Genomic DNA, 24,521 nt, shown 5'->3' on the forward strand with positions numbered 1-24,521 from the left:
CACCACTTCTTCTTTTCTCAAACGCTAAATCATTAACAAAACTTCAGCTGATTAATAAAAGCTTTTTAATACGCTAGTATTCAGAATGCGCCTTAAAACAGTTCGAACGTCGAAACGTAGCTTAAATACTCATACAGCTTAACGTTTCAATTTAGCCACAAAGCAACTGTATTATGCGATAGTCTCCATAAAGAACTATACTTAGGTCGTACATACCATGATAAGGTAAGTAAAAGTGAGAATTCTCATGACACAGAGGCTGCCATTCGATGAAACTACACTTAGCTAGAGATACTAAGTTGTTGATTGCTGAAGATCAGGTGCTTGCAAAAAGTCACATGCACTATGCGCTTGAGCAATTAGGTTTCAAGAATATGGATTATGTCGACCGACCGTCCCATGCTTTATCTGCTTTGCAAGAGCACGATTATGACGCCATCATTTGCTCATACAATTTACGCTCTGAACAAGGCGGATATTTTTTACTTGAACAGCTAAACGAATCTCACGCTCTTCCTCTTACCAGTGCATTCATCTTTACCAGCGCAGATACTTCAGCAGAAGTTGTACACGCAATTATTGAATTACAGCCCGATGAATTTATAGCAAAGCCTTTTTCGGTGAACGAGTTAGACAGACGGCTATCTAGAGTTTTATCAAGAAAGAAAGCGCTGAGAAACGTATATGCTTTCATGGATAAAGAAGACTATGAAAAAGCACTTGCTGAGGTTGAATATTTTTTGTTGCAGCCAGAGTTTGCCGAGCATTTCCCACTAGCAATGAAAATAAAAGGCGACTTATTTATTATTACCGAAAGGTTTCGTGAAGCGGTCGCTTTTTTCGAGTCGATTATTAACGTTCAAGATTTTGGCTGGGCAAAAATGGGAATTGCAAAAAGCCTTCTTGCACTTAACGAATTTGATGATGCAGAGCGCGAAATAATTCAACTAGCTATGCGCCCCGATTCAGCACTAGAAGCATACGACCTTTTAACCAAGCTGCAAATTAAACAATCTGCCTTCGATGACGCCTTAGAATGCACAACGCTTGCGTGTGATATATCCCCACAAAACATTCCAAGACACATGATGGCAATTAATTTAGCCCGCATTACTCATGATTACGAAAGCCAGTTTGCTAGTGCCAAAAAGGTAGTGCGCTATGCTAAAGATTCTATTCATGATAAACCTGAAATTTATCTAACCGCTGCCCGAGCGGGCGTTGATTTTGCAATGACATCCGAACCTGAGCACGTAAACAATATTGTAAAGCAAACCAATGAATATTTAAGGCAGTTAAAAAAAGCTCATCCCAAAGCCGCTTTAAATGATGAATTGACGGTTATAGATGCGCGTCTGCACTATTTGAAAGACGACACAGCTAAAGCACAAATGCTGCTATCTGACTTCCACACAGACCATGCTCAGCACCATTCAACAGAAGCCTTGTTAGACAGAGCCAAAGCGCTTCATGAAATTGGAATGAAAAAGGAATCCATTGCTATCTTAGATGCTATTTCATCAAGACAGGATGAAGAGCATGACGATTTAAACCTAATGGCTACTTACCTTAAACAAGAAAAAGCGGAAAAAGAGGCAATTACGCTCAGCCCTAAAGTGCTAAATAACACCGCTGTTGCACAGTACAAACAGGGTAACCTTGAACAGTCCTACACTACGTTTTCTCACGCATTTCGAGTAATGCCTAAAAACCCCTCTATCGCACTCAACTATTTACAAGCGATCGTTAGAGCAAGAAAAACAGGGGCACAAAGGGTTCCCAGTGCGCTTACCGAAGTTAAGAAGTGCCGTGAGATTCTAGAAACAGCAATATTATCTGACGAACAGAGGTCTCGTTACGAAAACGTGAAAAGCATTCTTAAAAGCGAGTGACGCTCTCTAATAAAGAGCGACTTAACGCCTGAGTTCATACCTAGTTTGTATAAACCACTACGGTTTCGTGATAAAGCTTATCTTTGTATTCCAACTCGTGGCTAAACGTCATACCTAGCTTTTTCATAATGTTAATAGACGCACTGTTTTGCGGATTCGCAATTGCAGAAAACTTCTCAACACCTATATCGTACAGCGCTTCCTTTACTGTACTTGCGGCCTCAGTGGCATAGCCTTTGCCCCACGTATGACGCTTGAAACGCCACCCTAGCTCCATATTGTCACTCTCTGGATCTTGGGTAAAGAAGCCAAAGGGGCGAACTAAAATCCACCCAATACTTTCTTTGTCGGCCAATGTTTCCACGCGCCACAAGCCCCAGCCTAAAGCCGGGTTGGAGTAAGCTTGAAAACGTGGAACAAAGATATCGCGAACATCTTCTTTTGAAGACTTTTTTCCACCGTTTATATACTTCATTACAAGCTCGTCTTGGTCGAGCTCCCATAAAAAGTCAGCGTCTTGTTCGGTGATGTAATGGTAGGAAAGACGCGCACTGTCCTTGATATGCATTTACTTCCTTTATCGTTATTATTTTATTTTACTACACCGCTGAATATAGCTCATTTTTACAACAAACCAAACTAATTCGGTGCATTAATTCACCCACATTTTCCTTAATGCAGACCAATCTTGAATTCTTCGTTAGCCACCTAGCATCGCAAGATGCTTGGTAGCGCCTGTTTTACCTTCATGTAAATAATGGGTTTCATGTTTTTGGCCCAGCACTTCTTGCAAAAACGCAACAACTTCATCAACGTTCCCATTGGCAAGAAGGTGCCTCATGTCGATACCATTTTCACTAAACAAGCAAAGGTGCAATTTGCCGGGTGCAGAGACGCGAAGGCGATTACACGTTTTACAAAAATCTTTACTATAAGGCATGATCAACCCAATCTTTCCAGCATAATCAGGGTGATAAAACTCCTGTGCAGGGCCTGCGTCTTTCCTGCGTATTAATGGCTGCCAGCCCATCTCTAACAACGTCGTTTTTAAAGGCGTACCGCTTTGATGTTGTTTATTGAAAAACTGATTTAAATTGCCTGTTTCCATTAACTCAATAAACCGAAGCGTGACTGGCATATCTTTAAGCCAAGTAAGAAAGCGGTGTAATCGACTATCAGAAAAGTCGTTAAGTAAAACTGAGTTCACTTTTACATCAAGGTCGGCATCAATTGCCGCATCTAACCCTCGAAGTACTGCCTTTAGCTTGTCTTGCCCAGTAATTGCTGCAAATTGGCGAGGGTCTAAACTATCTATGCTAACGTTAACTTGGTGAAGCCCGGCTTCTTTCCATTGGTGCGCAAATTTTTCCATACGCGCACCATGCGTGGTCATCGCCACACGCTCGATGCCAGGTGTACTACTGGTGAGTCGCAAGATATCAAGAAAATCTCTTCGCAGCGTAGGCTCCCCGCCTGTTAGCCGCACTTTTGAAGTGCCTAGTTTGGCAAACGCTTTAAGTAGAGTATCAATTTCACTTAGCGTCATAAACTGATCGCTAGACGGGCCTTCATAACCGTCAGGCAAGCAATACTGGCAGCGAAAATTACACGCTTCGGTCACTGACAAACGCAAATAGTGAAACTGTCTACCGAAACTATCTTGTAACAAATTAACTCCTTACCCCTTACCTGCTTAATGGAATGTGTGTTATTTTTTATCTTGCGAGCAGATGTCTAAATCTATTTTATGAACAACATAGTAACTAAATAACACTGCTCCTAGTCTACGCCCCGCAACAGGATAATTAAACATATTCGTTGCTATAAATAAGACCAATTTAATCTCTAAGTAATTTCAATACGTACACCCAGGGGCAAATATCACTATACTATGGCAGATTTGAATTTGCCTGTTAAATGGCGCTGGCGCTTTTATATTCAATTAATCTACGCCGCCTTATCACCAACGTTATAAACAATAAAGCACACTATAAAAATGAGAAAAAACCGATTTCCCACTAGCCCGGATGAACCTGTGAAATGGCAGGTTCTCTCGCAGCTTTGGCCCTATCTCCTTGAATTTAAACATCGCGTTTTTCTAGCGTTACTGTGTTTGGTGGCAGCAAAACTGGCAAGCATTGGTCTTCCTTATGTACTGAAATATACCGTAGATAGTTTGAATGGAGACCTCACTACGCTAGCTTTAGCTGTTCCTATTAGCTTAATTGTTGCGTACGGTACTCTGCGTTTACTGAACGTTTTACTTGGTGAAGTTCGCGATACGTTATTTGGTAGAGTAACCGAACGCGCCATGCGTAGACTTGGCTTGAAAGTGTTTAAACACTTACACAACCTCGATTTAGGCTTTCATTTAAACCGACGAACTGGCGGGCTTTCTCGTGACATTGAACGGGGAACAAACGGCGTTAGTTTTCTAATGCGTTTTATGGTTTTTAACATCGTCCCCACCCTTTTAGAAATTGCGCTAGTTGTTGGGTTGCTGTTATTTCAATTTGGCGTTTCTTTCGCATTAATCGTAGTAGTTAGTGTAGTGGCTTACATAGGCTTTTCGATGAAAGCTACCGATTGGCGTACCCGATTTGTCACCCAAATGAATGAAGCCGACTCCACCACTAACTCTCGGGCTGTTGATAGCCTTCTCAACTTTGAAACCGTGAAGTATTTCAACAATGAAGCGTTTGAAGCCAATCGCTATGACACTGATTTAGCAAAATGGGAAAAAGCGAGAAGAAAAAACCGTTTATCATTATTTGCATTAAATGGCGGACAAGCCGCTATTATCGCCATAGCCATGACATCCATGATGGCAAATGCCGCATTTGGCGTAATAAATGGCGAGATGACTATTGGTGACTTCGTGCTTATCAACGCCTTTACTATGCAAATATTTATGCCACTCAATTTTTTAGGCTTTGTTTACCGAGAAATTAGAGGAAGCCTTGCTAACATCGACAAACTGTTTGAACTGTTAGCTCAAACCCCGGCTATTAAAGATGCAGATAATGCCACTGAGTTAACATGCCTAAATCCGGCACTTCGCTTTCAGAACATTCACTTTTCATACAACGAGAACCGAAAAATTCTAAACGGCCTAAGTTTCGACGTACCACCAGGTGCGAAGGTTGCCGTAGTTGGTGAAAGTGGCGCAGGTAAATCGACACTAATGAAGCTACTTTTTCGTTTTTATGAGCCCACCGAAGGCAGCATCACAATAGACGGAAAAAACATCGCATCGCTCACTCAACAAAGTTTGCGCGCTCATATTGGAATAGTGCCGCAAGACACCGTGCTTTTTAACACGACATTGCTGGAAAACATACGCTACGGCAACCCAGATGCGACAGACGACGATATAAAACACGTATTAAAACTTGCCCACCTAGAAGCATTTGTAAACAGCCTGCCTGATAAGCTAGATACTACAGTTGGGGAGCGCGGCCTTAAGCTTTCTGGCGGAGAAAAGCAGCGTGTTTCAATAGCAAGGGCACTACTTAAAGGTGCGCCTATTATGATTTTTGACGAAGCCACTAGTTCTCTAGATAGCACGTCAGAACGCGCTATATTGTCTGCCCTTCGTGATGCAGCGAAAGGCCATACAAGCTTAGTGATAGCCCATAGACTTTCTACTATTGTTGATGCTGATAAAATACTGGTACTCAAAAACGGTACCATAGTAGAAGAAGGGACACACACCTCCTTGTTAGAGCAAGAGGGTGAATATGCCACGTTATGGCAAGCGCAGCAGCGTGAAAACGACGGCAATGGTATAGAGCACAACCCCGCAGGTATTTGATAGATGGACGCCACCCAAATAAAATCAGCCATTAACCAAGTTATGCCATTTGGAAAGTACGCGGGAAGGCGTTTGTTCCACCTGCCAGAGCCGTATTTGGTTTGGTTTCACAAGCAAGGCTTTCCAGAAAACAAACTGGGTGAACAGCTCGCACTTATGTACGAAATAAAGCTTAACGGATTGGAGTCGGTTGTAGCGCCACTCTTAGATGACGATTAAACGCTTAGTAACTCAATTTGTGTTACCTTTTTTCATGGACGTTTTGTTCCCACTATCAATAGAAGCTAAATAAAGAAAACATGTTTGCAAGACCACGAAAGTTACGTCGTAGCGACGTAAACGAACGAATCAAAAAAATACACAGTGCTATGGCAGATAAGTTATTGTCACGTCCAGAGCTGTTTACCCTTGCTGAAGATACGCTAGAGCAATGCTACCAGAACAACATGATGCGTTATGGCAGCTATCTTTTGTGGCAGGGCATTTTAGAAGCCAAAAGCGAGCCCAAAGTATTTAAAGCGCTCCTACTGGCTGACGACGAGCGTACAGCCAATTTAAGAAGAGAAACCATATTCACAGGTATCCTAAGCGAAGAGGAACGTGCTGCTTCGCTGGAAAGCTAGCCAATGGCTAACTTTGCCTCTGAATATTTGATACGACTAATTCGGGGGCTAGCAATAAAATAAGCCAACGTTAAAGGGCCAAGCCTGCCTGCATACATAAGCAGAATAATTACCCACTCACCCGCTTTTGACAGTTCGCCGGTAAGCCCACGTGAAAGCCCAACGGTGCCGAGCGCTGAAACAGCTTCAAACACTATATCTAGAAAGTCAGCGTTCTCGGTAATTAATAACAAGAAAATCGCTATCCACGTAATCCCAATAGAAATCATCGTAAGCGCGAGTGCTTTACTGATTGTATCTCTTGAGATTGTTTCACCAAACAGTCTAGGCGCAGAACCTCGCTGAATATAATTGTACGCAGCAATAAGCAATACAATAAATGTCATTAGTTTTATACCGCTTGCTGTACTCATAGAGCCGCCGCCGATGAACATGAGTAACAACATTATTGCCGTAGTTGGGTCTTCTAGTGACGCAATATCTAACGTATTGAAGCCCGCGGTTCTCGGTGTTACCGCTTGAAACCAAGATGCCCACAACGCCGTTTGAGTATCAAGGTTTGCCAGCGTTGCAGGATTATCGCTTTCAATGAGGAAAATAAGAAAAAAGGCAGTTACGTTAACAATGAGCGTACCTAAAACCATGGTTTTCGCGTACACCGATATCAATTGCCATTTGCGCTTTTTGCGTAATTCAATCCAAACAGAAAAACCAAGCCCACCGATAATAAACAAAGCCGAAATTGTAATGTTTATTATTGGGTCGCCAACATAGCCTGACAAACTATCACTGCTTAATGCAAAACCTGCATTGTTAAACGCCGATATGGTATAAAAGAACGCGTGGAATAACGCTTCCCCCACGTCTTTTTCTTGCATCCAATAAAGCGACAGTATGCTAAAGCCTATTAGCTCGATAAAAAAAGCAAAGATCAGTACCGACTTGGCCGTAGATACCAACGTTGAAAGGTCGGTTTGGTTGAACGCCTCTTTCACCGCCGACTGCTGTAGAAAGCTTATTTTGCTGCCTAGGGCAATAAGCGTTACGATTGCAAACGTCATCAAACCTAAGCCGCCAAGCTGTATTAGAATAGCGATTATTGCCTGCCCTACCGTGGTGAATGCGGTGCCAGTATCTACAACAACAAGCCCAGTTACAGTTACCGCAGACGTTGCCGTAAATAAACTCTGAACCCAGGAAATAGGTTCATGTGTCATCATCGGAAGTTTAAGCACTAAGGTGCCAACCAAAATGACTGTAATAAAACTCAGAGACAAAATAAGCGGTGGGCCAACCTGAATTTTATTGATTCCTTTGGGTGAGCGCTCAATAGGTCTATATGCCGGATCCCACTTATTCATGGCAACAACCTAGGCGCTATTTTTACAAGTTGCTCTCTTTGACCACAAAGAATAATGGTATCTTTTGGTTTGATTTCAAAGTTTGGGGACGGGTTGTGATGAAGTTGACTGCCTCGCATCACAAGCAAGCAGGAAACCTGCCCCTTACTCACCGACAATAGTTCACTGATAGGTTGCGTTGGGAAATTATCGACTAAGATTACGTCAACTATATAGATACCATGGCCTATACCTAGATAGTCGTTAACCATAGGGTAGTTAAGCGCTTGAGCTACCCTAGCCCCCATTTCTTCTTCTGGGTGGATAATTTTTGAAACACCTAATTTTGATAAAATGGCATGATGCGCTGAACAATTTGCTTTTACCCAAATATCACTAACACCTAAATTTTTAAGGGCTAATGTGCACATTAAACTCGCTTGCATATCTTCCCCGATAGCCACCAGCACCGCATCGCTTTGGCACAAGTTCAATTCTTTGAGCGCTCTTTCATCGCTGGCATCACACGCTACACACTGAGTAAATTCACCGGCGTATTGTTCAACCAGCTTCTCACTTTTATCAATGCCTGTAACCGTGTGCCCCATATGAATTAATTCCAAGCTAGCTGTTAAGCCAAATTTACCCAGCCCAATTACACTAAAATGCGACATTAATTATCCTCCGCTACATCAACAATTAATCGATAACCTTGTTTAGGCATGGTTTCAATTACCCCCTTATCAAACACATCTATTTTCTTTCTCAGTTGCCTTACAAGAATTCGAATATAGTGCGTATTTTCACTATGGTGAATGCCCCAAATTCTTCTAAGCAATTCTTGCTGACTCACAAACGCACCAGGATGCTTTGTAAGCTCATCGAGTAGCTGAACTTCTTTAGGTGCAAGCGCAATGGTGTGACCATTAATAACAAGCTCTCGTTCGTTAAATATCTAACGCTATATTGCCAACCTTTCTTTTAGGCTGGGATAGTGTCGGTTAAACATGGAAATAGCGTCTCGAACCGTTGAAGCATCAACGCAATAAAATCCTTCGGCTCCTAGTGCGATATTAAGCATCTTTCGAATGTTCATATCGTCTTCAACTATCAAAATAGTCTGGCTCATTGCGCTACGACCTCATAGAAACTGTAATGTTGACCAATAACCCTGGCTTGGTATTTACAAGCTCTATAGCGCCTTTGTGTGCGCTCACAATGCCAGCGGCAACACTTAACCCTAGGGCCAATCCCGCCCTTTCCACTGTCGCGCTTACGAGTCGTCTGAAAAAGCTGAAAAGGCTTACGAATTTGTGCGTCATCCAGCCCTACACCTTTGTCGGCAACGCTAAATGCTACGCCCTCTTCGGTATTGCGAACGTTTACTATGACGTCCTGTTCGCTGAACTTTAGGGCATTGTCGATAATGTTATACAGCGCTTGCTCGAAAAGAGATTCAGAAATAAACAGATTTGGCTGTGTACAGTTATTTTCTATTTTTAAACGCGAATTGCTCAAACGGTTTTCAAGGGAATTTAAAAACGTATCTAGGTTTATATTTGTAAGATTAAGTGCTAACGCATTGTGCTCTATTCGCGTTGCTTGAAGTAAGTTCTCGATATACACATATAGCCGCTTACCTTCATCATGCCCCTTTTAATAGCGCCTGCCTCTTAACTTCATCAAGCTTATTTTGGTAAGTCGTATAGGTTTCAACAGAACCAATAATGGTTGATAGAGGCGTTCGTAGGTCGTGTGATACCGAACGTAAAACGCTCGACTGCGTTTTAACAACGTGAAGCGCGTACTGCTGAGCGTTCACATATACCGCCAGTTCACTAATGAGAATTGCAACGATAATAAAAACAACGAAATTTATGCTGTCCTCAACCCGTTCAATTTGGAAAGAATACAGTGGGTCGGTAAAACAATAATGAAAGCTAAGAGCACCAGCAAGCCCAGCTACAATGCCGAAAAAGCGCGACGTGGTAAGCACAACAATAGCGCACGCTAATTGAAGTATAAGTAAAATTCCCCCAAGGGGTAAAAACCAATTACTAAGCGCTAAACAGCCCAAAATAGCCACTTCCATGATGAGCAGTGCATACAAGCCGTATTTTAATTGAGTCATATGGCATCATCTCAAACTTCGATTGTCTGAGCATACCAACCAAATAAAAAATAAACGCGTAAAAATTAGGTAAAAAAAGCGGCATCAAATTGATGCCGCTTTTTGTATTTATACTACGCAAGTTTTTGGCGTTATGCGTTACGCAGATGGTCCGCTACAAGGAATGCCATTTCAAGCACTTGGTCTGCATTAAGACGTGGGTCGCATTGTGTTTTATATGCTTGCGCTAGGTCTTCATCACTTATTTTATAAGCACCACCCGTACACTCAGTTACATGCTGGCCAGTCATTTCAAGGTGAATACCACCTGCGTGCGTTCCTTCTGACTCATGGGCTTGGAAGAATTGTTTTATTTCTTTCAAAATTGCATCGAAGTTACGCGTTTTATAGCCGCTAGACGCCGAAAATGTATTACCGTGCATTGGGTCTGAACTCCACACAACGTGACGGCCTTCCGCTTTCACTTTGCGAAGTAAGCGCGGTAAGTTGTCTGCCAAGTTGTCAGCCCCCATTCGTGTAATTAGCGTTAAGCGACCTGGGTCGTTCAGCGGGTTTAGTGTATCAATCAAACGAATAAGCTCGTCTTCTTGCATGCTTGGCCCTACTTTAACGCCAATTGGGTTGTGAATGCCACGGAAGAACTCAACGTGAGCGTGATCTAGCTGACGAGTACGCTCGCCAATCCACACCATGTGGGCCGAACAGTCGTAAGGCTTGCCAGTAAGCGTATCAACACGCGTTAACGCTTGCTCGTAGTTTAGTAGTAATGCTTCATGTGAAGTAAACAGCGACGTTTCATGCAGCGTAGAGCTGGTCTGGGCATTAATGCCGATTACATCCATAAATTCAAGGGTGTCTTGAATGCGGTTCGCCATATCAGAATAGCGTTCTTTAAGCGGGCTATTTTCAACAAACGCCATGTTCCAGCGATTTACCTCGTGAAGGTCAGCCAAACCACCTTGGGCAAATGCGCGAAGTAAGTTCAACGTTGACGCACTGCGGTGGTACGCTTCTAACAAGCGATCTGGGTCTGGTCGACGAGCGGCTTGTGTGAACTCAAAGTTATTGATGATATCACCGCGATAACTTGGCAGTGTCACGCCGTCGCGGGTTTCAAAATCTGATGAACGAGGCTTAGCATATTGGCCAGCCATACGCGCCACTTTGGTCACCGGGCAACGGCCAGCAAAGGTAAGCACAATGGCCATTTGAAGAATGACTTTGAACGTATCGCGAATTTTAGGTGCGTTAAACTCGTCAAACGACTCTGCGCAGTCACCGCCCTGTAAAAGAAAACCTTTACCGAGGCTTACTTCGCCAAGCTGGCGTCTCAGTTCACGGGCTTCGGCCGCGAATACTAGTGGAGGGTAAGAACCTAGTGTTTGCTCTACTTCTTTTAATCGTACTTTATCGTCGTACTCTGGTTGCTGAAGAATAGGTTTACTTCTCCAACTGTCTACTTGCCAATTATTCAACGGTATTCTCCTGATAAAAAACGTAGGGCAAACGTTTTACTGAAAGTATTTAATTGAAGCGCGTAGCTTCAAACAGCAAGACTGTAGTGCGCTTTATAGAAAAACTGCTGCGCTTTTTATAATCAGTCTAGTGTAAAAAATTTGAATCTATATTAAATGTGCTGGCACTTTACCACATTTATTCTAGGGAAATAGGGGCGCAAACTTGAATTTCTAGAAAGTTATCGTGCTTGCTTATAGCGAAATGGCATTCAAACACATTTTCAAGATTTGTTTGGGTAGCGACATTTTGCGGCGCGCCGCTCGCAACCATGCGACCGTTTTGCATTAGCCATAAGCTGTCGCAATAGTTGGCGCTTAAGCCGATATCGTGAGAGGTCATAAGCACTGTGTTTCCCTTATTACAAAGGGCCTTCGCTAAGCTGGCAAGGGCATACTGATGGCGAATATCAAGGCCTTGCAGTGGCTCGTCAAGAAAAGCTATGCCTTCCCCTCGCTCTAGCTGCGGCCAAATTTGCAGTAGCGAACGACAAATTTCCACCCGCTGACGCTCGCCGCCAGAAAGCTGAGTAAGGATCTTGTTTAAGAATTCAGACACCTCAAGTGCCTTTTCCAAAAGCTCAGGAATCAGTGAGCCTTGTTGCGCCGTTGTATAGAAGCTTAGGTACTCTTTTACCGACAAGTGAAAAGCACTTTCGCTTTGTTGTGCTAACAAGGTGCGAACACCTGCAAGCGTTGCCAGCGACCAACTGCTCATTGACTTACCATGCAGTTCAACCTCACCCGCATCGGCTTCAATAAGCCCGGCCAGGGTAAGCAATAACGTTGACTTCCCTGCACCATTTGGACCAATAATGTGAATACATTCGCCTTTTTCTGCGCTTAAACTTTCCACACAAAGTCGTGATGCGACCTTTACATTTTGAATGCTTAACACGGTTTGACTGTTAGTAAAATTACCTGTTTCGCTGAATCGCTGATTTTGATTCAGTTTACGGCTGACGTTTTCGCTATCGTGCTTTTCAACCCCGGCATTACCACTCTCCAAGGTTGACTGCTGAGGCTTTGAATGAGGAGGCTTTAAATGAGCAAGCTTTGAATAAGAATTTCGCAACGTCATACACTCACCCTCTAATTTGACCTTTCGCAAGTGCCCAAATAAGTAACGGTCCGCCGAGCGTTGCAGTAACCATTGAAACTGGCAGTGTAATTGCGCGGGTCATTTCAGAGCTTAACGCCACAAGCATCAAAAGGCTTGCGCCGCTTAATGCGCTTAGCGGCAACAGGTAGCGATTGTTGTGCCCTATAAGTAAGCGTAAAATATGGGGTACTAACAACCCAACAAAGGCGATAGACCCCGCCATAGAAACCGCCGTTCCCACAGCAACTGCACATACAATTAACGCGCGTTCAGTTAGCTTTTCTACATCCACCCCACTGCTTTTTGCTGCAAACTCTCCGGCATAAAGCTTATTTAAATCGCCTGAAAAATAAAGCTGAATTCCCACAGCAATGGCTATCAGCGGCCCTCCCACTGACAAAATCAACCAATTAGTTTGATACAAGCTGCCCATTAGCCAGAATGTAAGGTTACGAAGGGCGTTGGCGTCGCTAAACATATATAGCCACGCAATGATGGCGCCGCTCAGCGTCGATATTGCGATACCAGCCAATATAACGGCGGTGGAAGAGCCAAGAAGCTTTCTAGCCAAGCGATAAATTATAAAGGTTGACAGTAGTGCGCCAACAAAGCAGCCCAAAGGCAGCAGGTAATGCAAGTAAGCCGATGCCCACTGAGGCGTTAATAGCAGCAATAAAGCAGCGACCAAACTGGCCCCACTGGTGATGCCGATAATTCCTGGGTCGGCAAGTGGATTTCGCAGTACAACCTGCAAGGTTGCGCCGCTGACAGAAAGTGCTGCTCCTACTAAACACGCGGTAAGAATAAGCGGTATTTGAAGTTGAACAATGATGTGCTGCTTCAATTCGGCAGCCGTGTCAGAAAGGCCTGTCGCTCCGATGATCCCCATTACTCCGATTAAAAACGAAAAGAGTACAGTGAAAATCACCCAGGTGAAGGCCGCGCGTTTAGTCAACGTAAGTTCTCAACGTGTGTTTTCAATGCAAACTCCGCTTATTATTGGCGAGCTTGTTTGATATGTGTAATTAAACCGTCTGATGCTTCTTCAATTAAGTCTAACACCAGTTCAAAGCCGCGCTTGCCCCCATAATATGGGTCTGGCACTTCTTTTTCTTCTGTTTCAGCAAAGTCGAGGAATAACTTAATTTTGTCATGATATTGGCTTGGCGACATACCGTGTAAATTGGCAAGGTTACTGTTATCCATCGCCAATATAAAATCAAACCGCTCGAAGTCGCTTTCATCTACACGGCGGCATTTTAGTCCTTTGAAACTATAACCTCGTTCCAACCCAGCTGCTTGTGAACGCTTATCTGGCGGGTTGCCGATGTGGTAACCATGAGTACCCGCAGAATCTATTTCAATATCTAGCCCTGCCTGCGCAGCTTTGTGCTTAAACACGGCTTCTGCGGTTGGAGAACGACAAATATTACCCAAACACACGAACAACACCGATATAGATTGTTTCATTCAAAATCCTATTTTAACGCTATGACGGAGTGTGACTAAACTTTATGCCTAGTTTCACGTATGATACGCCGTCAGAAAAATTGTGGAGTTAGTATGACCGCACACGTACTTATGCTAAGCAGCTCTCGTCAAGGTGACGAAGCCTACTTAGAACACGCTAGAGCGCTTATTTTTGCACACTTAGGCGAAATTCGCGACCTTCTATTTGTTCCCTACGCTGCCGTTACGCAGTCGTACGATAGCTATGTTGATGCTGTTGCCACGGCACTACCAGAGTGCAATGTTACTGGGTTGCATGCCTACGAAGACCCTGTAGCAGCAGTGAATAACGCCAAGAAAAACGGCCAAGCCATTGTGGTTGGTGGCGGTAACACGTTTCACCTATTGTCCAAGCTATACGCCAATGCGCTTATCGTGCCAATGAAACATGCCATTGCTGATTGCACCCCTTATATTGGCTGGAGCGCTGGTTCGAACATTTGCGGTCAGTCAATTAGAACCACTAACGATATGCCTATTATCGAGCCGCCAAGTTTTGATGCGCTAGATATCATGCCGTTCCAGCTAAACCCGCATTACACTGATTATCAGCCGCCAGGTCATAACGGTGAAACGCGCGATCAACGCTTAGCTGAGTTCACCACGTTAAATCCAACTACGCCAGTGGTGGCTATACGTGAAGGCACGGCCCTTCGCCTTACGGACAATCAGCTTACCTTAGTTGGCGAGAAAGACGGTTTCATCTTTCTCGGCGAAAGCAAAACGCCTATTCGTTCAGGCGATGACTTAACGCAACTGTTGAATAGCGTTGAATAACGTCTCGGCACAAGGTTCAGACTGGTAAGGAATTTCCGCCAATAGTGGTTCAGGCAACATGGCTTTAAGCGAATACAGATTTTCTTGGTATCGCGACATGTTGCCTGTAATGTCATTTGCGACCCATCCTTTTATGGTCAGCCCATCTGCGCGAATAGCTTCTGCACTAAGCAATGCATGGTTTAAACACCCTAAACGCATACCCACAACTAAAATCACATCCATATTTAACGCTTTCACTACATCGGAAAGATAATGCGTAGGCGTATATTCGTCACCGACAGTGAGCGGCAAGCGCCAACCACCGGCCCCTTCCATCAATAACAGATCTGGCTGATATTCATTAAGTGCAGCAAGACCCTGAGCAATTTTATCAAACGTTAAAGTCACTCCCTCTTCAAGCGCGGCTATATGCGGGGCAATTGCCGGTTTAAGTGCAATTGGATTTATTTGATGTAGAGGAAGTGAGTGGCCACTGTCTTTATTTGAACCCAACTTGGCGCTCGCTTTTTGGATATTAAGCGCATCTTCGTTCACCCATTCATCGTTCACTAAGTCGCAACCTGCGGCAATGGGTTTATAGCCAATTGCAGTCAACGACGCTTTTTGGGCGGCGTGGAGTAGTTGGCAGGTGACATAGGTTTTACCCACTTCAGTGTCGGTACCGGTTACGAAATACTGTTTCATCGCTTTTCCAATCTAAAATGACAAACGCGGTAGGTAAGCGGTAACTTACTTTCTACCCCATTAATATTACTGTAAGCCATGGCTAGCTTTTTGATATCTCTGCGCGTTAGCGTTGGTTGCTTGCGTCCTGTCTCCCCTGCTCCTACTCCTTTCACAGAGTGTAATAGCGACATAATATTAGTGTGGGTATCGACATAGTCTTTAGTGATAACTCGCTGCAAAGACAGCCCTGCGTGCTTGAAGGCGTTTATCCACTGCATCGCCGTTGGCATGCAGGTTTCCGCTTGCGGAAGCTGCGCCACTTTGCGCGCGGTTTTAAGCTCGTTGAATGAACCATCTACCATGATAGCAAGCTCTGCAACGCCGCCATTGTTGAGCACCCGCGCTACCTGTTTGGCAGCAAGGCTTGTATCGCTCACCCACTGCAGCGCCATAGACGAAAACACCGTATCAAACCGTTTATCAGCAAACGGCAAATCAAGCACACTCCCCTGTATAAAATTGAGGTCAGAGTACTTTTTTCGCGCCTGCGCTAGCATGCCCGCGGCAATATCCACTCCGGTGGCATACGCGCCTTTCTCGAACAAAGCCTGTGTATGAATGCCTGTGCCACAACCAATATCAAGCGCTTCGTCTTGCAATGCCTGAGACAAATTTGCCAACGCTTTTTCGGCAATGACTCGCTGAATGCACGCAATGCTGTTGTACTTTTCTGCCGCTTTAGAAAACCGGTTTGCAATGTCTTGCTCATCTATTGCCGTAACAGGAACAAAGCCTTCTGGCGTATTACATTCAGCGTTGCCGTTTAACGGTTTTATTGGCGCAAGCGAGCTTATCGGTTTAACAGGGCTGTGTGACATTTTTATATCTCGTGTTTAACTTTTTATATGTCGTTTTTATCAGAAGAACGCTGCGTCAAGTCCACATCCATTTTACTAAGTGAAAGTTCGAGGGCGTCGAGCAGTACATCTATATCTTGGGTTGTGTGGTTTGCGGTAAGCGTAATTCGAAGCCTATCTTGGTTTTTTGGCACCGTAGGCTGCCTAATGGCTGTAACCCAAATACCTCGCTGCTTTAACCCTTCACTAAGGGCAACGGCTCGTTCTGGGCTGCCCACTATAACGGGCTGTATCGCGCTTTGTGAAAGCCCCAAGGTAATGCCACTTGCTCCGCCACTTTCTTCATTCACGCTGAGTGTCTGTCCAAAACGTTGGTGAAACGACTCTCTGAAATAGGCAATAGTTTGATTAAGCGTTTCGCGACGTGCCGTGTCGCTTGCTATGTGCGTAAGTGAATACAAGGTTGCCACGGCTTGGGCTGGCGGTAAGGCTGTGGAATACACGTAGTGCTTAGAAAAATTCACTAAGTAATCAATCAAGGTTTGGCTTCCGGCGATAAACGCACCTGCCGTGCCGACCGCTTTACCAAATGTCCCCATTACAACTGGAACCTGTTGCTGGCTTAGGTTAAGCGCTTCTGCTGTTCCAAATCCGTTATCGCCCAATACGCCCATGCCGTGCGCATCGTCTAACATAAACCACGCGTTGTATTTAGCGGCAATTTCAGCAATGTCTTTACTAGGCGCAACATCACCGTCCATGCTAAATACACCTTCACTGGCAATAAGAATATCTTGGTTTTGGGTGAGGGTGTGGGTATAGGAATGGGTATCAGAGTCAGCGTTACCTGCTAGCCCATTGCAGCTGCTCTCTAACAGGCTTTCTAGATGGCTAAGACTGTTATGCCTAAAGCGGCGAAGCTTGGCGCTGTCAGACACGCACTGCGCCCCTTCTAAAAAGGACGCATGCATTAGCTTATCGGCAATGATATGCCCTCTTGATGAGTGTGAAGTATGAGGGAAAAGCGCCATACATAAAGCTTGATTTGCCGCAAAACCAGAATTAAACAACAGAGCAGCCTCGCGATTGAGGCCATCAGCGAGATAAGCTTCAAGTGCTAAATGTGCCTGAGTATGCCCCGTAACCAAAGGCGAGGCGCCGCTACCACCACCAAATTGCGCAAGCCCCTCAACCCAGCTTTGCAATACCCCTTCATGCTGGCGCATGCCTAGGTAGTCATTGCTAGAAAAATTAAGGTAATGTTCACCGTTAATACAAATAATGTTGTCTTTTTCGTACTGCTGGCAATGGCGCTGACGCAACAAGCCCTGTTGGGCTCGTTCGCTAAGCCTATCATCTAACCAAGTAAAGGCCATTACGCCTCCGTCAAATGCTGTTTCTTTGGCGCTACCTTAGGCTTGGTTGCATCAATAAACAAGTCGTTACTGTCGTCGGCTTGTTCTTGTTGCTGAGCAATTTCTTCCTCTAGTACTTGTTGATGCGCTTCGTCAGAGTAGTCTCGAGTGCGCTCGGTATTTATACCAAGCTTCTTGAACAGCATGACATCTTCATGGGTATCAGGGTTTGATGTGGTTAACAGCTTGCAGCCATAGAAAATAGAGTTTGCCCCTGCCATAAAACAGAGCGCCTGCATCTGCTCGTTCATTGCTTCTCGCCCCGCCGACAAACGCACATGCGACTTAGGCATCATGATACGAGCAACTGCAATAGTGCGAATGAACTCAAAATAATCTAAGTCTTCTACACTATCTAACGGCGTACCTTTAACTTTTACCAACATATTAATAGGCACGCTTTGCGGCTGTTCGGGAAGGTTAGCTAGCTGCACCAACATACTGGCGCGATCACTTACCGTTTCGCCCATACCAACAATACCGCCAGAGCACACGTTCATGCCTGCCGCTCGCACGTTTTCTAGTGTGTTTAAGCGATCTTGATAGGTTCGGGTAGTGATAATATCACCATAAAACTCAGGAGATGTATCTAAGTTATGGTTGTAATAATCAAGGCCCGCCTGTTTAAGAGCAACGGCTTGATCTCGCGTTAACATGCCCAGCGTCATACAGGTTTCTAACCCTAAGCTTTTCACCTCTTCAACCATTTTAAGAATGTAAGGCATATCTCTGTCACGCGGGTTGCGCCATGCAGCGCCCATACAAAAACGCGTTGACCCTACTTGCTTCGCTTCTTTTGCACGCTGAATCACCTTTTCAATTTCCAAAAGGCGTTCTTTTTCAAGACCAGTATCGTAGCGGGCGCTCTGTGGGCAGTATTTGCAGTCTTCAGGGCACGCACCCGTTTTAATCGACAAAAGTGTGCTTACTTGCACTTCATTCGGATTAAAGTGCTGTCTATGCACTACTTGGGCATCAAACAGTAAATCGTTAAATGGCATGGCGAACAAAGCCTCTACTTCAGCTTTGGTCCAATCGTTTCGAATAGTTGTCGTTTGCGCAGAAGGCGCGTAAGCCAGTGTCATTGACTGTCCTTTACTAATTATTATTGCTGGCTTAGTCTATGCCCCAATATCGAGTTGTCAACTCTGACCAATTACAAACATTTACTAGCGGTTATTTTGTGAACAATATAGAATTTGATAAACAACACATTTGGCACCCTTATACCTCAGCCGTTAACCCTCTTCCCTGCTATGAAGTTACCGGTGCAAAAGGTGTCGAGCTTACTTTGGCAAGCGCTGAAGTATTGATAGATGGCATGTCTAGCTGGTGGGCGGCTATTCATGGCTATAACCACCCTGTACTCAATGAGGCTGCGCACAAACAGCTCGACGCGTTTTCACATGTTATGTTTGGCGGTATTACCCATCAGCCAGCAATTGACGTGTGCAGAACACTGCTTAACATGGTGCCGGCAGGCCTAGAGCGCGTGTTCCTGGCAGACTCAGGGTCAGTGTCAGTTGAAGTGGCAATAAAAATGGCTATTCAGTATTGGGCATGCCAAGGGCGCCTTGAAAAGTCGCGCATTGTTGCACCGCGCAATGGCTATCATGGTGATACCTTCGCCGCCATGAGCGTGTGTGACCCTGTAAATGGAATGCACAGTTTGTTTGAGGGCGTATTGAGTAAGCAAATTTTTGCACCAGCGCCTCAAACACGCTTCGGCCAGACCTTCAGCGAAGATGATATTCTGCCACTAGAGGAAATTTTCGAAAAGCATCACCACACCATGGCTGCGCTTATTTTAGAACCGATTGTTCAAGGCGCTGGAGGCATGCGTATTTATCACCCTGAGTATCTGAAGCGCTGTCGCCAGCTTTGCGATACCTACGATGTACTGTTAATTTGCGATGAAATTGCCACCGGTTTTGGTCGCACGGGTAAACTATTCGCGTGTGAACATGCAGGTATTTCGCCAGACATCATGTGTTTAGGCAAAGCTATCACCGGCGGCTACATGACGCTTGCGGCAACCTTGTGTACAGAAGATGTGGCGCTTGGCGTGTGCCAAGGTGAGCCTGGCGTTTTTATGCACGGCCCGACCTATATGGGCAACCCACTAGCTTGTGCAGTGGCTAATGCTAGCTTGTCGCTGATTAATGAAAACCAATGGCAGCAGCAAATTCCTGCCATAGAGAAACAATTACAAACTGAGTTAGCAAAATGTGCAGACTTACCACGTGTTGCGGATGTTAGGGTGTTAGGTGCTATTGGGGTGGTCGAGACGGTCAATCCCGTCAATGTTGCCGAAATTCAACGCCATTTTGTGAAACAAGGCGTGTGGATACGGCCATTCGGGAAATTGGTATACATTATGCCTCCGTACATCATATCTTCCGAGCAGTTAAGTAAGCTGACTCATGCAATTTACACGGCCTTGAAATAGCTAGAGAGGTTGTTACGCTAAGTATTTGCTTACCTCCAATTAAATGTGTCAAAAAAGATGAAGTTAACGTTCAAGCGCCGTTTATATAAATCAGTTTGGATAAAGCGTCAGACGTGAACGTTGAAGTGGGTCATTAACATTAGTTTTTATAGCGAGTTTTAAATGATTGTACGTGTTTTAGATAAAGTTGTGTTTGCAGTTTTGTTTATCATTACACTACAAGTCCCCATTTTGGCGGATCACTATCGTCAATACCTTAGCGGCTACTACGACGCACTAAGAGACGAAGTGTCGAGCTCTTCGGCACTTGCCAAACAACATGGGTTTTCTTCGGTGGAAGCTATGCTTGAAAGTTTACAAGAAAACAGCGAACCCGTGGTGCGCGAGAATGCATCAATGAAAGCGTCTCGATTTGCCCAAATCACTACGCTAGAACAAGGCATGAGGAAGCTAGAGCACGGCCATTATTTCGAAAAGTTAGTTTTTATGGCCTCGCCTTCTCAATATGAAACGCTCAAGCGGGTACTAGATAACTTTAGACCGTCAGTGCCTTTAACGCCTTCGTCTGTTGTTTTTAGTCTTGTCACCGCTATTTTACTTAATCTATTAATTTGGACCCCGCATTTTTGCTATTGTCAGGTAAAGAAAATTAAAGACAAACCCAAGCGTTACTCTTACAAGTAACCCTATTGTCGAAAACCTTTACACTACGCGCGTTGTACCGATGAAAAGTAGCCGTTTTTTGCTTTTTTAAACATTTGCGGCCTTACTTCTCACTTAACCTAAAAACTTAATTTTTCCAATATGCTAATGATATAAGCCGCCCAGAAATTCTGCAGCGTACACAGCCCACTTCTCTCTCGATAAAATTTGTTACCACGGTTTAAAAGCCGCGGGTATTTTAAGCAATTGTTTTAAGGCTATTTAACCCACCAAAAAATGTTTGCCGCTCCGCCTAGCTTTGTGCTGTCTTTCTTTTTATGACGTCAACTAACGAAGTGCCATAGCCAATTTTCCTATTGTTTGGCGTTCTGCCCGACTAACATTTTACATAATCTACGGCCGTGCTTTTACGAGTTGGCACCTTTGCTGCAACACTTAAAGCGAGAGTTGTTATTAAAAGTAGCTTGTTTTAGTCTAAATTAATCTCCAAGATTAAAAAGACACTTAGAAACAGCCACTTACTCTCAAAATGTTATACAGGAGTGATTATTATGCCAACAGATGCACAATTGTTAATTGGGAAAGTGTTGCAAATAAAAGACAAAATTATTGCAAAACGCCATTGTATTCCAAGTGACCTGAAAGCTGAGTGGAAAACGTTGAATGAGCAAACTGTATGCTTTGAAAGCGACGCGCTTTATAAAAGTGCAGTAAAAGGTCAGGAGATGAATAAGCACATCAATTATTCAGGCTCAGTCAAAGAACTATCTCAGTTGGTGAATAAGCTCAAAACACTGAATAAAAAAGTGAATGTAACCCAAATTCATCACTAGGGGGTGACGGCATTTAGTTTTGCCTTCCCCCTAGTTTAAAAAACGAGTTACTTTTTCTTTTTTAGAAGCACAAGTGTCCTTACTTTGCGCGTGCCATAGCTGGCAAGCCTTAAAAAGTCTTCGCGGGCGACCGGAATGTGTTGATACTCAACAGGCTGCCCCTCACTTGCATCTGGGTCGTGCAAGTAATAGCAATGTGCATCACAGCTTGTAACAGCTACCCAGTGCGGCACTTTTTTCTTATCAAAAGCGTACGTGCTGATTAAGCAAAGAACTGCACCGCCAGCTTTTAGCGTTTGGTCAATAGTATCAACGCGCCAGTCTGTTATTTCAACAGAAATGCCTTTGTTGCGGGCTTCTGCCATAAATTGCGACTCGACATTTTCAACAATCGCTTTCTTGTTGGCATCACGCACGCCGTCTACAAACAGCGGAACATCTTGATTAATGACCACTTTCGCTGCATATCCCTCGTTCACTGCGGCAAGCGCCAACCCCACCGGGTGACACCCACCGTGCCCCGACATCATGAATATCGTAGTAGCAGTGCGCCACAGCGATAGTTCTTTTTCTTGGGTCATCTCAAAACGATTATTCAGCGCACACATTGCCATCATGAGCGCCGAAGGGCCACATGTGAAATCGGTGGTTTGCTGATACCAAGGATAAATTTCAGGTTTTACTGACTTGCTCGGCACTAACACTTTTTGCATGCGCAGCGCGTCAGTGTGATCATCATAATAATCGGTATACATACCGAACTGACTAAACCCTAATTTTTTGTAAAGGGCTATTGCGCCAGCATTATCTACTGCCACTTCCAGACGCATAAATCGCTTTCCCCGCAACAGCGCCCGCTCCCCCAAGCTGTTAATGAGCTTTTCAGCAACGCCTAGCCCTCGAGCCTCAGGCAATACAGCAATAGAGTACAATCGAGTCAGCTGCGTTCCGCGACGAAGTAGCAACAGACCATAGCCCACAATGATATTCACAGTTGGCTTGGCCATATCCTGTTTGGAATCCAAAGCCGATGGCTCTCGCTCGGCTACGATAAGCTCTGCATGCTGCGCCTCAATATAAAACTTAAAGCGGCTTTTGCTTAGCCTGTCCGTTGTGAAGCAGGTTTGCTCAATATGCTGTAACGATGCTAAATCCTGCATCGTTGCCACCCGCAACACAACATTCGCTTTCATTGAAGACACCATGGAGTCTTCTGGCATAGATGTTGTCGATTTATCTCTATTCAAACTGCTTGTGCTATCAATTGCGCTTGCTCTAGTCACTTCAGTTACCAGCTCAGCCGATGTGTTCATCGCCCTCTTTGCTCCAACCTATCGGCAAACTCCTGCATTATGAGTTCATACAGTTCTTTGCCTAAATATTTATCTTCGACCCCCGAGTCTATGCTTGGGTTGTCGTTTACTTCAATGACATAAACCGCATTACCGGTTTGTTTTATGTCTACGCCATAAAGGCCATTGCCCACTGCTTTTGCAGCTTTAATCGCGGCTTGCAATACCGGCTTAGGTACTTCAAACGTTGGCATAGTGGCAAACCCACCTGATGAGAAACGGTCTCCCTGATGGTTATAAATTTGCCAATGGTTGCGCACCATAAAGTACTGGCATGCATAGATTGGCTTGCCACCTAGCACACCAATTCGCCAATCGAATTCGGTGAATATATATTCCTGAACTAACACCAACGCCGATTCTGCGAGCATTTGCTCTAGTCGCGTTTTTAACGCTTCTTTGTTTTCAGCTTTGTGCACGCCACGAGAAAATGAACTCTCAGGTAGCTTTAATACCAACGGCAAGCCAAAGTCAGCAATCAGCTTGTCGCACACGTCGTCAGTGGCGCTTGAAACAAACGTAGCTTTTGGCGCAGGCACTTTTTGGTAAGCAAACGCGTCTTGCAAATACACCTTGTTACAGCAACGCAAAATTGACTGCGTGTCGTCCATAACCACAATGCCTTCTCGCTCAGCAGCACGCGCTAATCGGTAGGTATGATGGTCAATTGCTGTCGTTTCACGAATGAACAGGGCGTCGTAATGTCCCAACTCTTCTTGTGATAAGCGGCTCACCACATCTGCACGAAAGCCCGCTTTTTCGGCCGCTTTCACAAAGTTTTTTATGGCGCGTTCATCGCTTGGCGGCGTGCTTTCTTCGGGGTTAACCAAAATGGCCATGTCCCACCGTGTACGCTTGCTCGTTTTACCGGCCTTCCACTGTATTTTTGTGTGTGCTTCCAGCTGCTCAATGAAGCGTGCTTGTTGCTTGGCATCTAAGTCTTTAAATGCTTTAGCCGAAACACTTGCGAAACCTTCAATTTGCACCTTCCCACTGGCTTTTGCCGATACTTTAGTGTCGGTAACGGTTGGGCTTAACACCAACACTGGGTATGGATACTTTTCAAACGCTTGGCGCGCAAGACGCTTAAAGCGCTGATCTTTCACTTCGCCAAAAAGTACTAATAAAGGCTCATCGGAAAGTGCAGTATTGTCTTGTGGTACCGACAACGAGAAAACGATGCGATCAATACTTTTCTCTTCAGCCATTCGTAAATCATTAATGGTATTTACTGAAGGCAAAACAGAGTGATTACGCGCTTGAGCCAAAAGTGAACAGTAGTAACCCTCGCTTAAATAACGCGTGGTATCGCAAATATTGATAACGCGTGTTTTGGGTTCATTCAACTTCGGGAACTCAGCAAGATAATCTTGAAAAGTCAGCACGGTTAAAGCTGTGTTACAAAAAGGAGTAACATCATCAGTAACAATCAGTGTATTGTGCATGTAATTCGCTTCTAAATAGTGTGTTGTCAGTTACAATTATTGTTGTGTTTGCTCAAATTACAAACACAATTAAAGTTGCGCTGAGTTTACGCTTTACTCGTCATTTGCATAGCATTATCAGCACGGCTTTTTTTCA

26 protein-coding genes are annotated in these 24,521 nt (G+C 44.5%); 8 read left to right on the forward strand and 18 right to left on the reverse strand.

The genetic code is table 11. From position 1 onward, the window contains the following. The first annotated feature begins 269 nt into the window (after positions 1–269). The gene (locus tag ACHUFN_RS03350; protein WP_394220883.1) at positions 270–1,892 is read left to right on the forward strand and encodes a response regulator; all 1,623 of its coding nucleotides are present in this window, start codon (positions 270–272) and stop codon (positions 1,890–1,892) included. Between the two features lie 40 nt (positions 1,893–1,932). Here the strand turns inward: ACHUFN_RS03350 and ACHUFN_RS03355 are convergent, their stop codons facing one another. Both ACHUFN_RS03355 and moaA read right to left on the reverse strand, forming a co-directional pair. Continuing rightward, positions 1,933–2,460, reverse strand: coding sequence for a GNAT family N-acetyltransferase (locus tag ACHUFN_RS03355; protein ID WP_394220884.1), 528 nt, complete (start codon positions 2,458–2,460; stop codon positions 1,933–1,935). Between the two features lie 132 nt (positions 2,461–2,592). Then, positions 2,593–3,561 carry a GTP 3',8-cyclase MoaA gene (gene moaA / locus ACHUFN_RS03360; RefSeq protein ID WP_394220885.1) on the reverse strand — a complete coding sequence of 323 codons (969 nt, stop codon included), beginning with the start codon at positions 3,559–3,561 and terminating at the stop codon, positions 2,593–2,595. Between the two features lie 327 nt (positions 3,562–3,888). On the opposite strand from moaA, the gene ACHUFN_RS03365 reads away from it, so the two are divergent. The 3 genes from ACHUFN_RS03365 (at position 3,889) to ACHUFN_RS03375 (ending at position 6,329) form a co-directional block, all read left to right on the forward strand. Beyond that, positions 3,889–5,706 carry an ABCB family ABC transporter ATP-binding protein/permease gene (locus ACHUFN_RS03365; protein WP_394220886.1) on the forward strand — a complete coding sequence of 606 codons (1,818 nt, stop codon included), beginning with the start codon at positions 3,889–3,891 and terminating at the stop codon, positions 5,704–5,706. 3 nt (positions 5,707–5,709) lie between these two features. Next, a complete protein-coding gene (locus ACHUFN_RS03370; protein ID WP_394220887.1) occupies positions 5,710–5,925 on the forward strand; it encodes a DUF3820 family protein in 216 nt (71 codons plus the stop codon). Between the two features lie 80 nt (positions 5,926–6,005). Continuing rightward, on the forward strand, positions 6,006–6,329 hold the full coding sequence (locus ACHUFN_RS03375; protein WP_394220888.1) for a hypothetical protein: 324 nt from the start codon (positions 6,006–6,008) through the stop codon (positions 6,327–6,329). Here the strand turns inward: ACHUFN_RS03375 and ACHUFN_RS03380 are convergent. From ACHUFN_RS03380 to ACHUFN_RS03425, 10 genes are all read right to left on the reverse strand, one after another. Beyond that, positions 6,326–7,690, reverse strand: a complete 1,365-nt coding sequence (locus ACHUFN_RS03380) for a TrkH family potassium uptake protein (RefSeq protein WP_394220889.1) — start codon at positions 7,688–7,690, stop codon at positions 6,326–6,328. The two genes, ACHUFN_RS03375 and ACHUFN_RS03380, sit on opposite strands and share 4 nt — an antisense overlap. Beyond that, the gene (locus ACHUFN_RS03385; protein ID WP_394220890.1) at positions 7,687–8,343 is read right to left on the reverse strand and encodes a potassium channel family protein; all 657 of its coding nucleotides are present in this window, start codon (positions 8,341–8,343) and stop codon (positions 7,687–7,689) included. The genes ACHUFN_RS03380 and ACHUFN_RS03385 overlap by 4 nt, the downstream gene beginning before the upstream one ends. Then, positions 8,343–8,624: a winged helix-turn-helix domain-containing protein gene (locus ACHUFN_RS03390; protein ID WP_394221040.1), complete on the reverse strand. Its 282-nt coding sequence runs from the start codon at positions 8,622–8,624 to the stop codon at positions 8,343–8,345. The genes ACHUFN_RS03385 and ACHUFN_RS03390 overlap by 1 nt, the downstream gene beginning before the upstream one ends. Before the next feature lie 6 nt (positions 8,625–8,630). Beyond that, entirely contained in the window at positions 8,631–8,798 is a 168-nt protein-coding gene (locus ACHUFN_RS03395) for a response regulator (RefSeq protein WP_394220891.1), read from the reverse strand. Then, positions 8,795–9,295, reverse strand: a complete 501-nt coding sequence (locus ACHUFN_RS03400) for a sensor histidine kinase (RefSeq protein WP_394220892.1) — start codon at positions 9,293–9,295, stop codon at positions 8,795–8,797. Before ACHUFN_RS03400 ends, ACHUFN_RS03395 begins: the two co-directional genes overlap by 4 nt. 19 nt (positions 9,296–9,314) lie before the next feature. Then, positions 9,315–9,800 (reverse strand): DUF4118 domain-containing protein, encoded by a 486-nt coding sequence (locus tag ACHUFN_RS03405; protein ID WP_394220893.1) that lies wholly within the window; start codon positions 9,798–9,800, stop codon positions 9,315–9,317. A 131-nt stretch (positions 9,801–9,931) separates the two neighbouring features. Then, positions 9,932–11,275 (reverse strand): class II 3-deoxy-7-phosphoheptulonate synthase, encoded by a 1,344-nt coding sequence (locus ACHUFN_RS03410; protein WP_394220894.1) that lies wholly within the window; start codon positions 11,273–11,275, stop codon positions 9,932–9,934. Between the two features lie 178 nt (positions 11,276–11,453). Continuing rightward, the gene (locus ACHUFN_RS03415; RefSeq protein ID WP_394220895.1) at positions 11,454–12,395 is read right to left on the reverse strand and encodes an ATP-binding cassette domain-containing protein; all 942 of its coding nucleotides are present in this window, start codon (positions 12,393–12,395) and stop codon (positions 11,454–11,456) included. Positions 12,396–12,399: 4 nt separating this feature from the next. Beyond that, complete coding sequence (locus ACHUFN_RS03420) at positions 12,400–13,371, reverse strand: FecCD family ABC transporter permease (protein ID WP_394220896.1); 972 nt, start codon at positions 13,369–13,371, stop codon at positions 12,400–12,402. A 41-nt stretch (positions 13,372–13,412) separates the two neighbouring features. Next, a complete protein-coding gene (locus tag ACHUFN_RS03425) occupies positions 13,413–13,886 on the reverse strand; it encodes a low molecular weight protein-tyrosine-phosphatase (RefSeq protein WP_394220897.1) in 474 nt (157 codons plus the stop codon). A gap of 93 nt (positions 13,887–13,979) precedes the next feature. On the opposite strand from ACHUFN_RS03425, the gene pepE reads away from it, so the two are divergent. Further along, positions 13,980–14,702, forward strand: coding sequence for a dipeptidase PepE (gene pepE, locus ACHUFN_RS03430; protein ID WP_394220898.1), 723 nt, complete (start codon positions 13,980–13,982; stop codon positions 14,700–14,702). Here the strand turns inward: pepE and bioD are convergent. From bioD to bioB, 4 genes are read right to left on the reverse strand one after another with little or no spacing between them, the layout of a single operon-like run. Next, entirely contained in the window at positions 14,673–15,389 is a 717-nt protein-coding gene (gene bioD, locus ACHUFN_RS03435) for a dethiobiotin synthase (protein ID WP_394220899.1), read from the reverse strand. The two genes, pepE and bioD, sit on opposite strands and share 30 nt — an antisense overlap. Next, complete coding sequence (locus ACHUFN_RS03440) at positions 15,386–16,249, reverse strand: methyltransferase domain-containing protein (protein ID WP_394220900.1); 864 nt, start codon at positions 16,247–16,249, stop codon at positions 15,386–15,388. Before ACHUFN_RS03440 ends, bioD begins: the two co-directional genes overlap by 4 nt. Before the next feature lie 23 nt (positions 16,250–16,272). Beyond that, entirely contained in the window at positions 16,273–17,604 is a 1,332-nt protein-coding gene (locus tag ACHUFN_RS03445) for an aminotransferase class I/II-fold pyridoxal phosphate-dependent enzyme (protein WP_394220901.1), read from the reverse strand. Further along, positions 17,604–18,728 carry a biotin synthase BioB gene (bioB, locus tag ACHUFN_RS03450; protein ID WP_394220902.1) on the reverse strand — a complete coding sequence of 375 codons (1,125 nt, stop codon included), beginning with the start codon at positions 18,726–18,728 and terminating at the stop codon, positions 17,604–17,606. The genes ACHUFN_RS03445 and bioB overlap by 1 nt, the downstream gene beginning before the upstream one ends. A 98-nt stretch (positions 18,729–18,826) precedes the next feature. Between bioB and bioA the strand changes: the two genes are divergently transcribed. From bioA to ACHUFN_RS03465, 3 genes are all read left to right on the forward strand, one after another. Then, entirely contained in the window at positions 18,827–20,092 is a 1,266-nt protein-coding gene (bioA, locus tag ACHUFN_RS03455; protein ID WP_394220903.1) for an adenosylmethionine--8-amino-7-oxononanoate transaminase, read from the forward strand. 162 nt (positions 20,093–20,254) lie between these two features. Continuing rightward, complete coding sequence (locus ACHUFN_RS03460; protein WP_394220904.1) at positions 20,255–20,776, forward strand: DUF2937 family protein; 522 nt, start codon at positions 20,255–20,257, stop codon at positions 20,774–20,776. A 530-nt stretch (positions 20,777–21,306) separates the two neighbouring features. Continuing rightward, positions 21,307–21,588, forward strand: coding sequence for a hypothetical protein (locus tag ACHUFN_RS03465; protein WP_394220905.1), 282 nt, complete (start codon positions 21,307–21,309; stop codon positions 21,586–21,588). 47 nt (positions 21,589–21,635) lie between these two features. Here the strand turns inward: ACHUFN_RS03465 and ACHUFN_RS03470 are convergent, their stop codons facing one another. Next, the gene (locus ACHUFN_RS03470; protein WP_394221041.1) at positions 21,636–22,808 is read right to left on the reverse strand and encodes a GNAT family N-acetyltransferase/peptidase C39 family protein; all 1,173 of its coding nucleotides are present in this window, start codon (positions 22,806–22,808) and stop codon (positions 21,636–21,638) included. A gap of 89 nt (positions 22,809–22,897) precedes the next feature. Continuing rightward, a complete protein-coding gene (locus ACHUFN_RS03475) occupies positions 22,898–24,385 on the reverse strand; it encodes a RimK family protein (protein WP_394220906.1) in 1,488 nt (495 codons plus the stop codon). Positions 24,386–24,521: the final 136 nt, after the last annotated feature.

This window comes from Alteromonas gracilis, assembly GCF_043642145.1.
Taxonomy (GTDB): Bacteria; Pseudomonadota; Gammaproteobacteria; order Enterobacterales; family Alteromonadaceae; genus Alteromonas; species Alteromonas gracilis_B.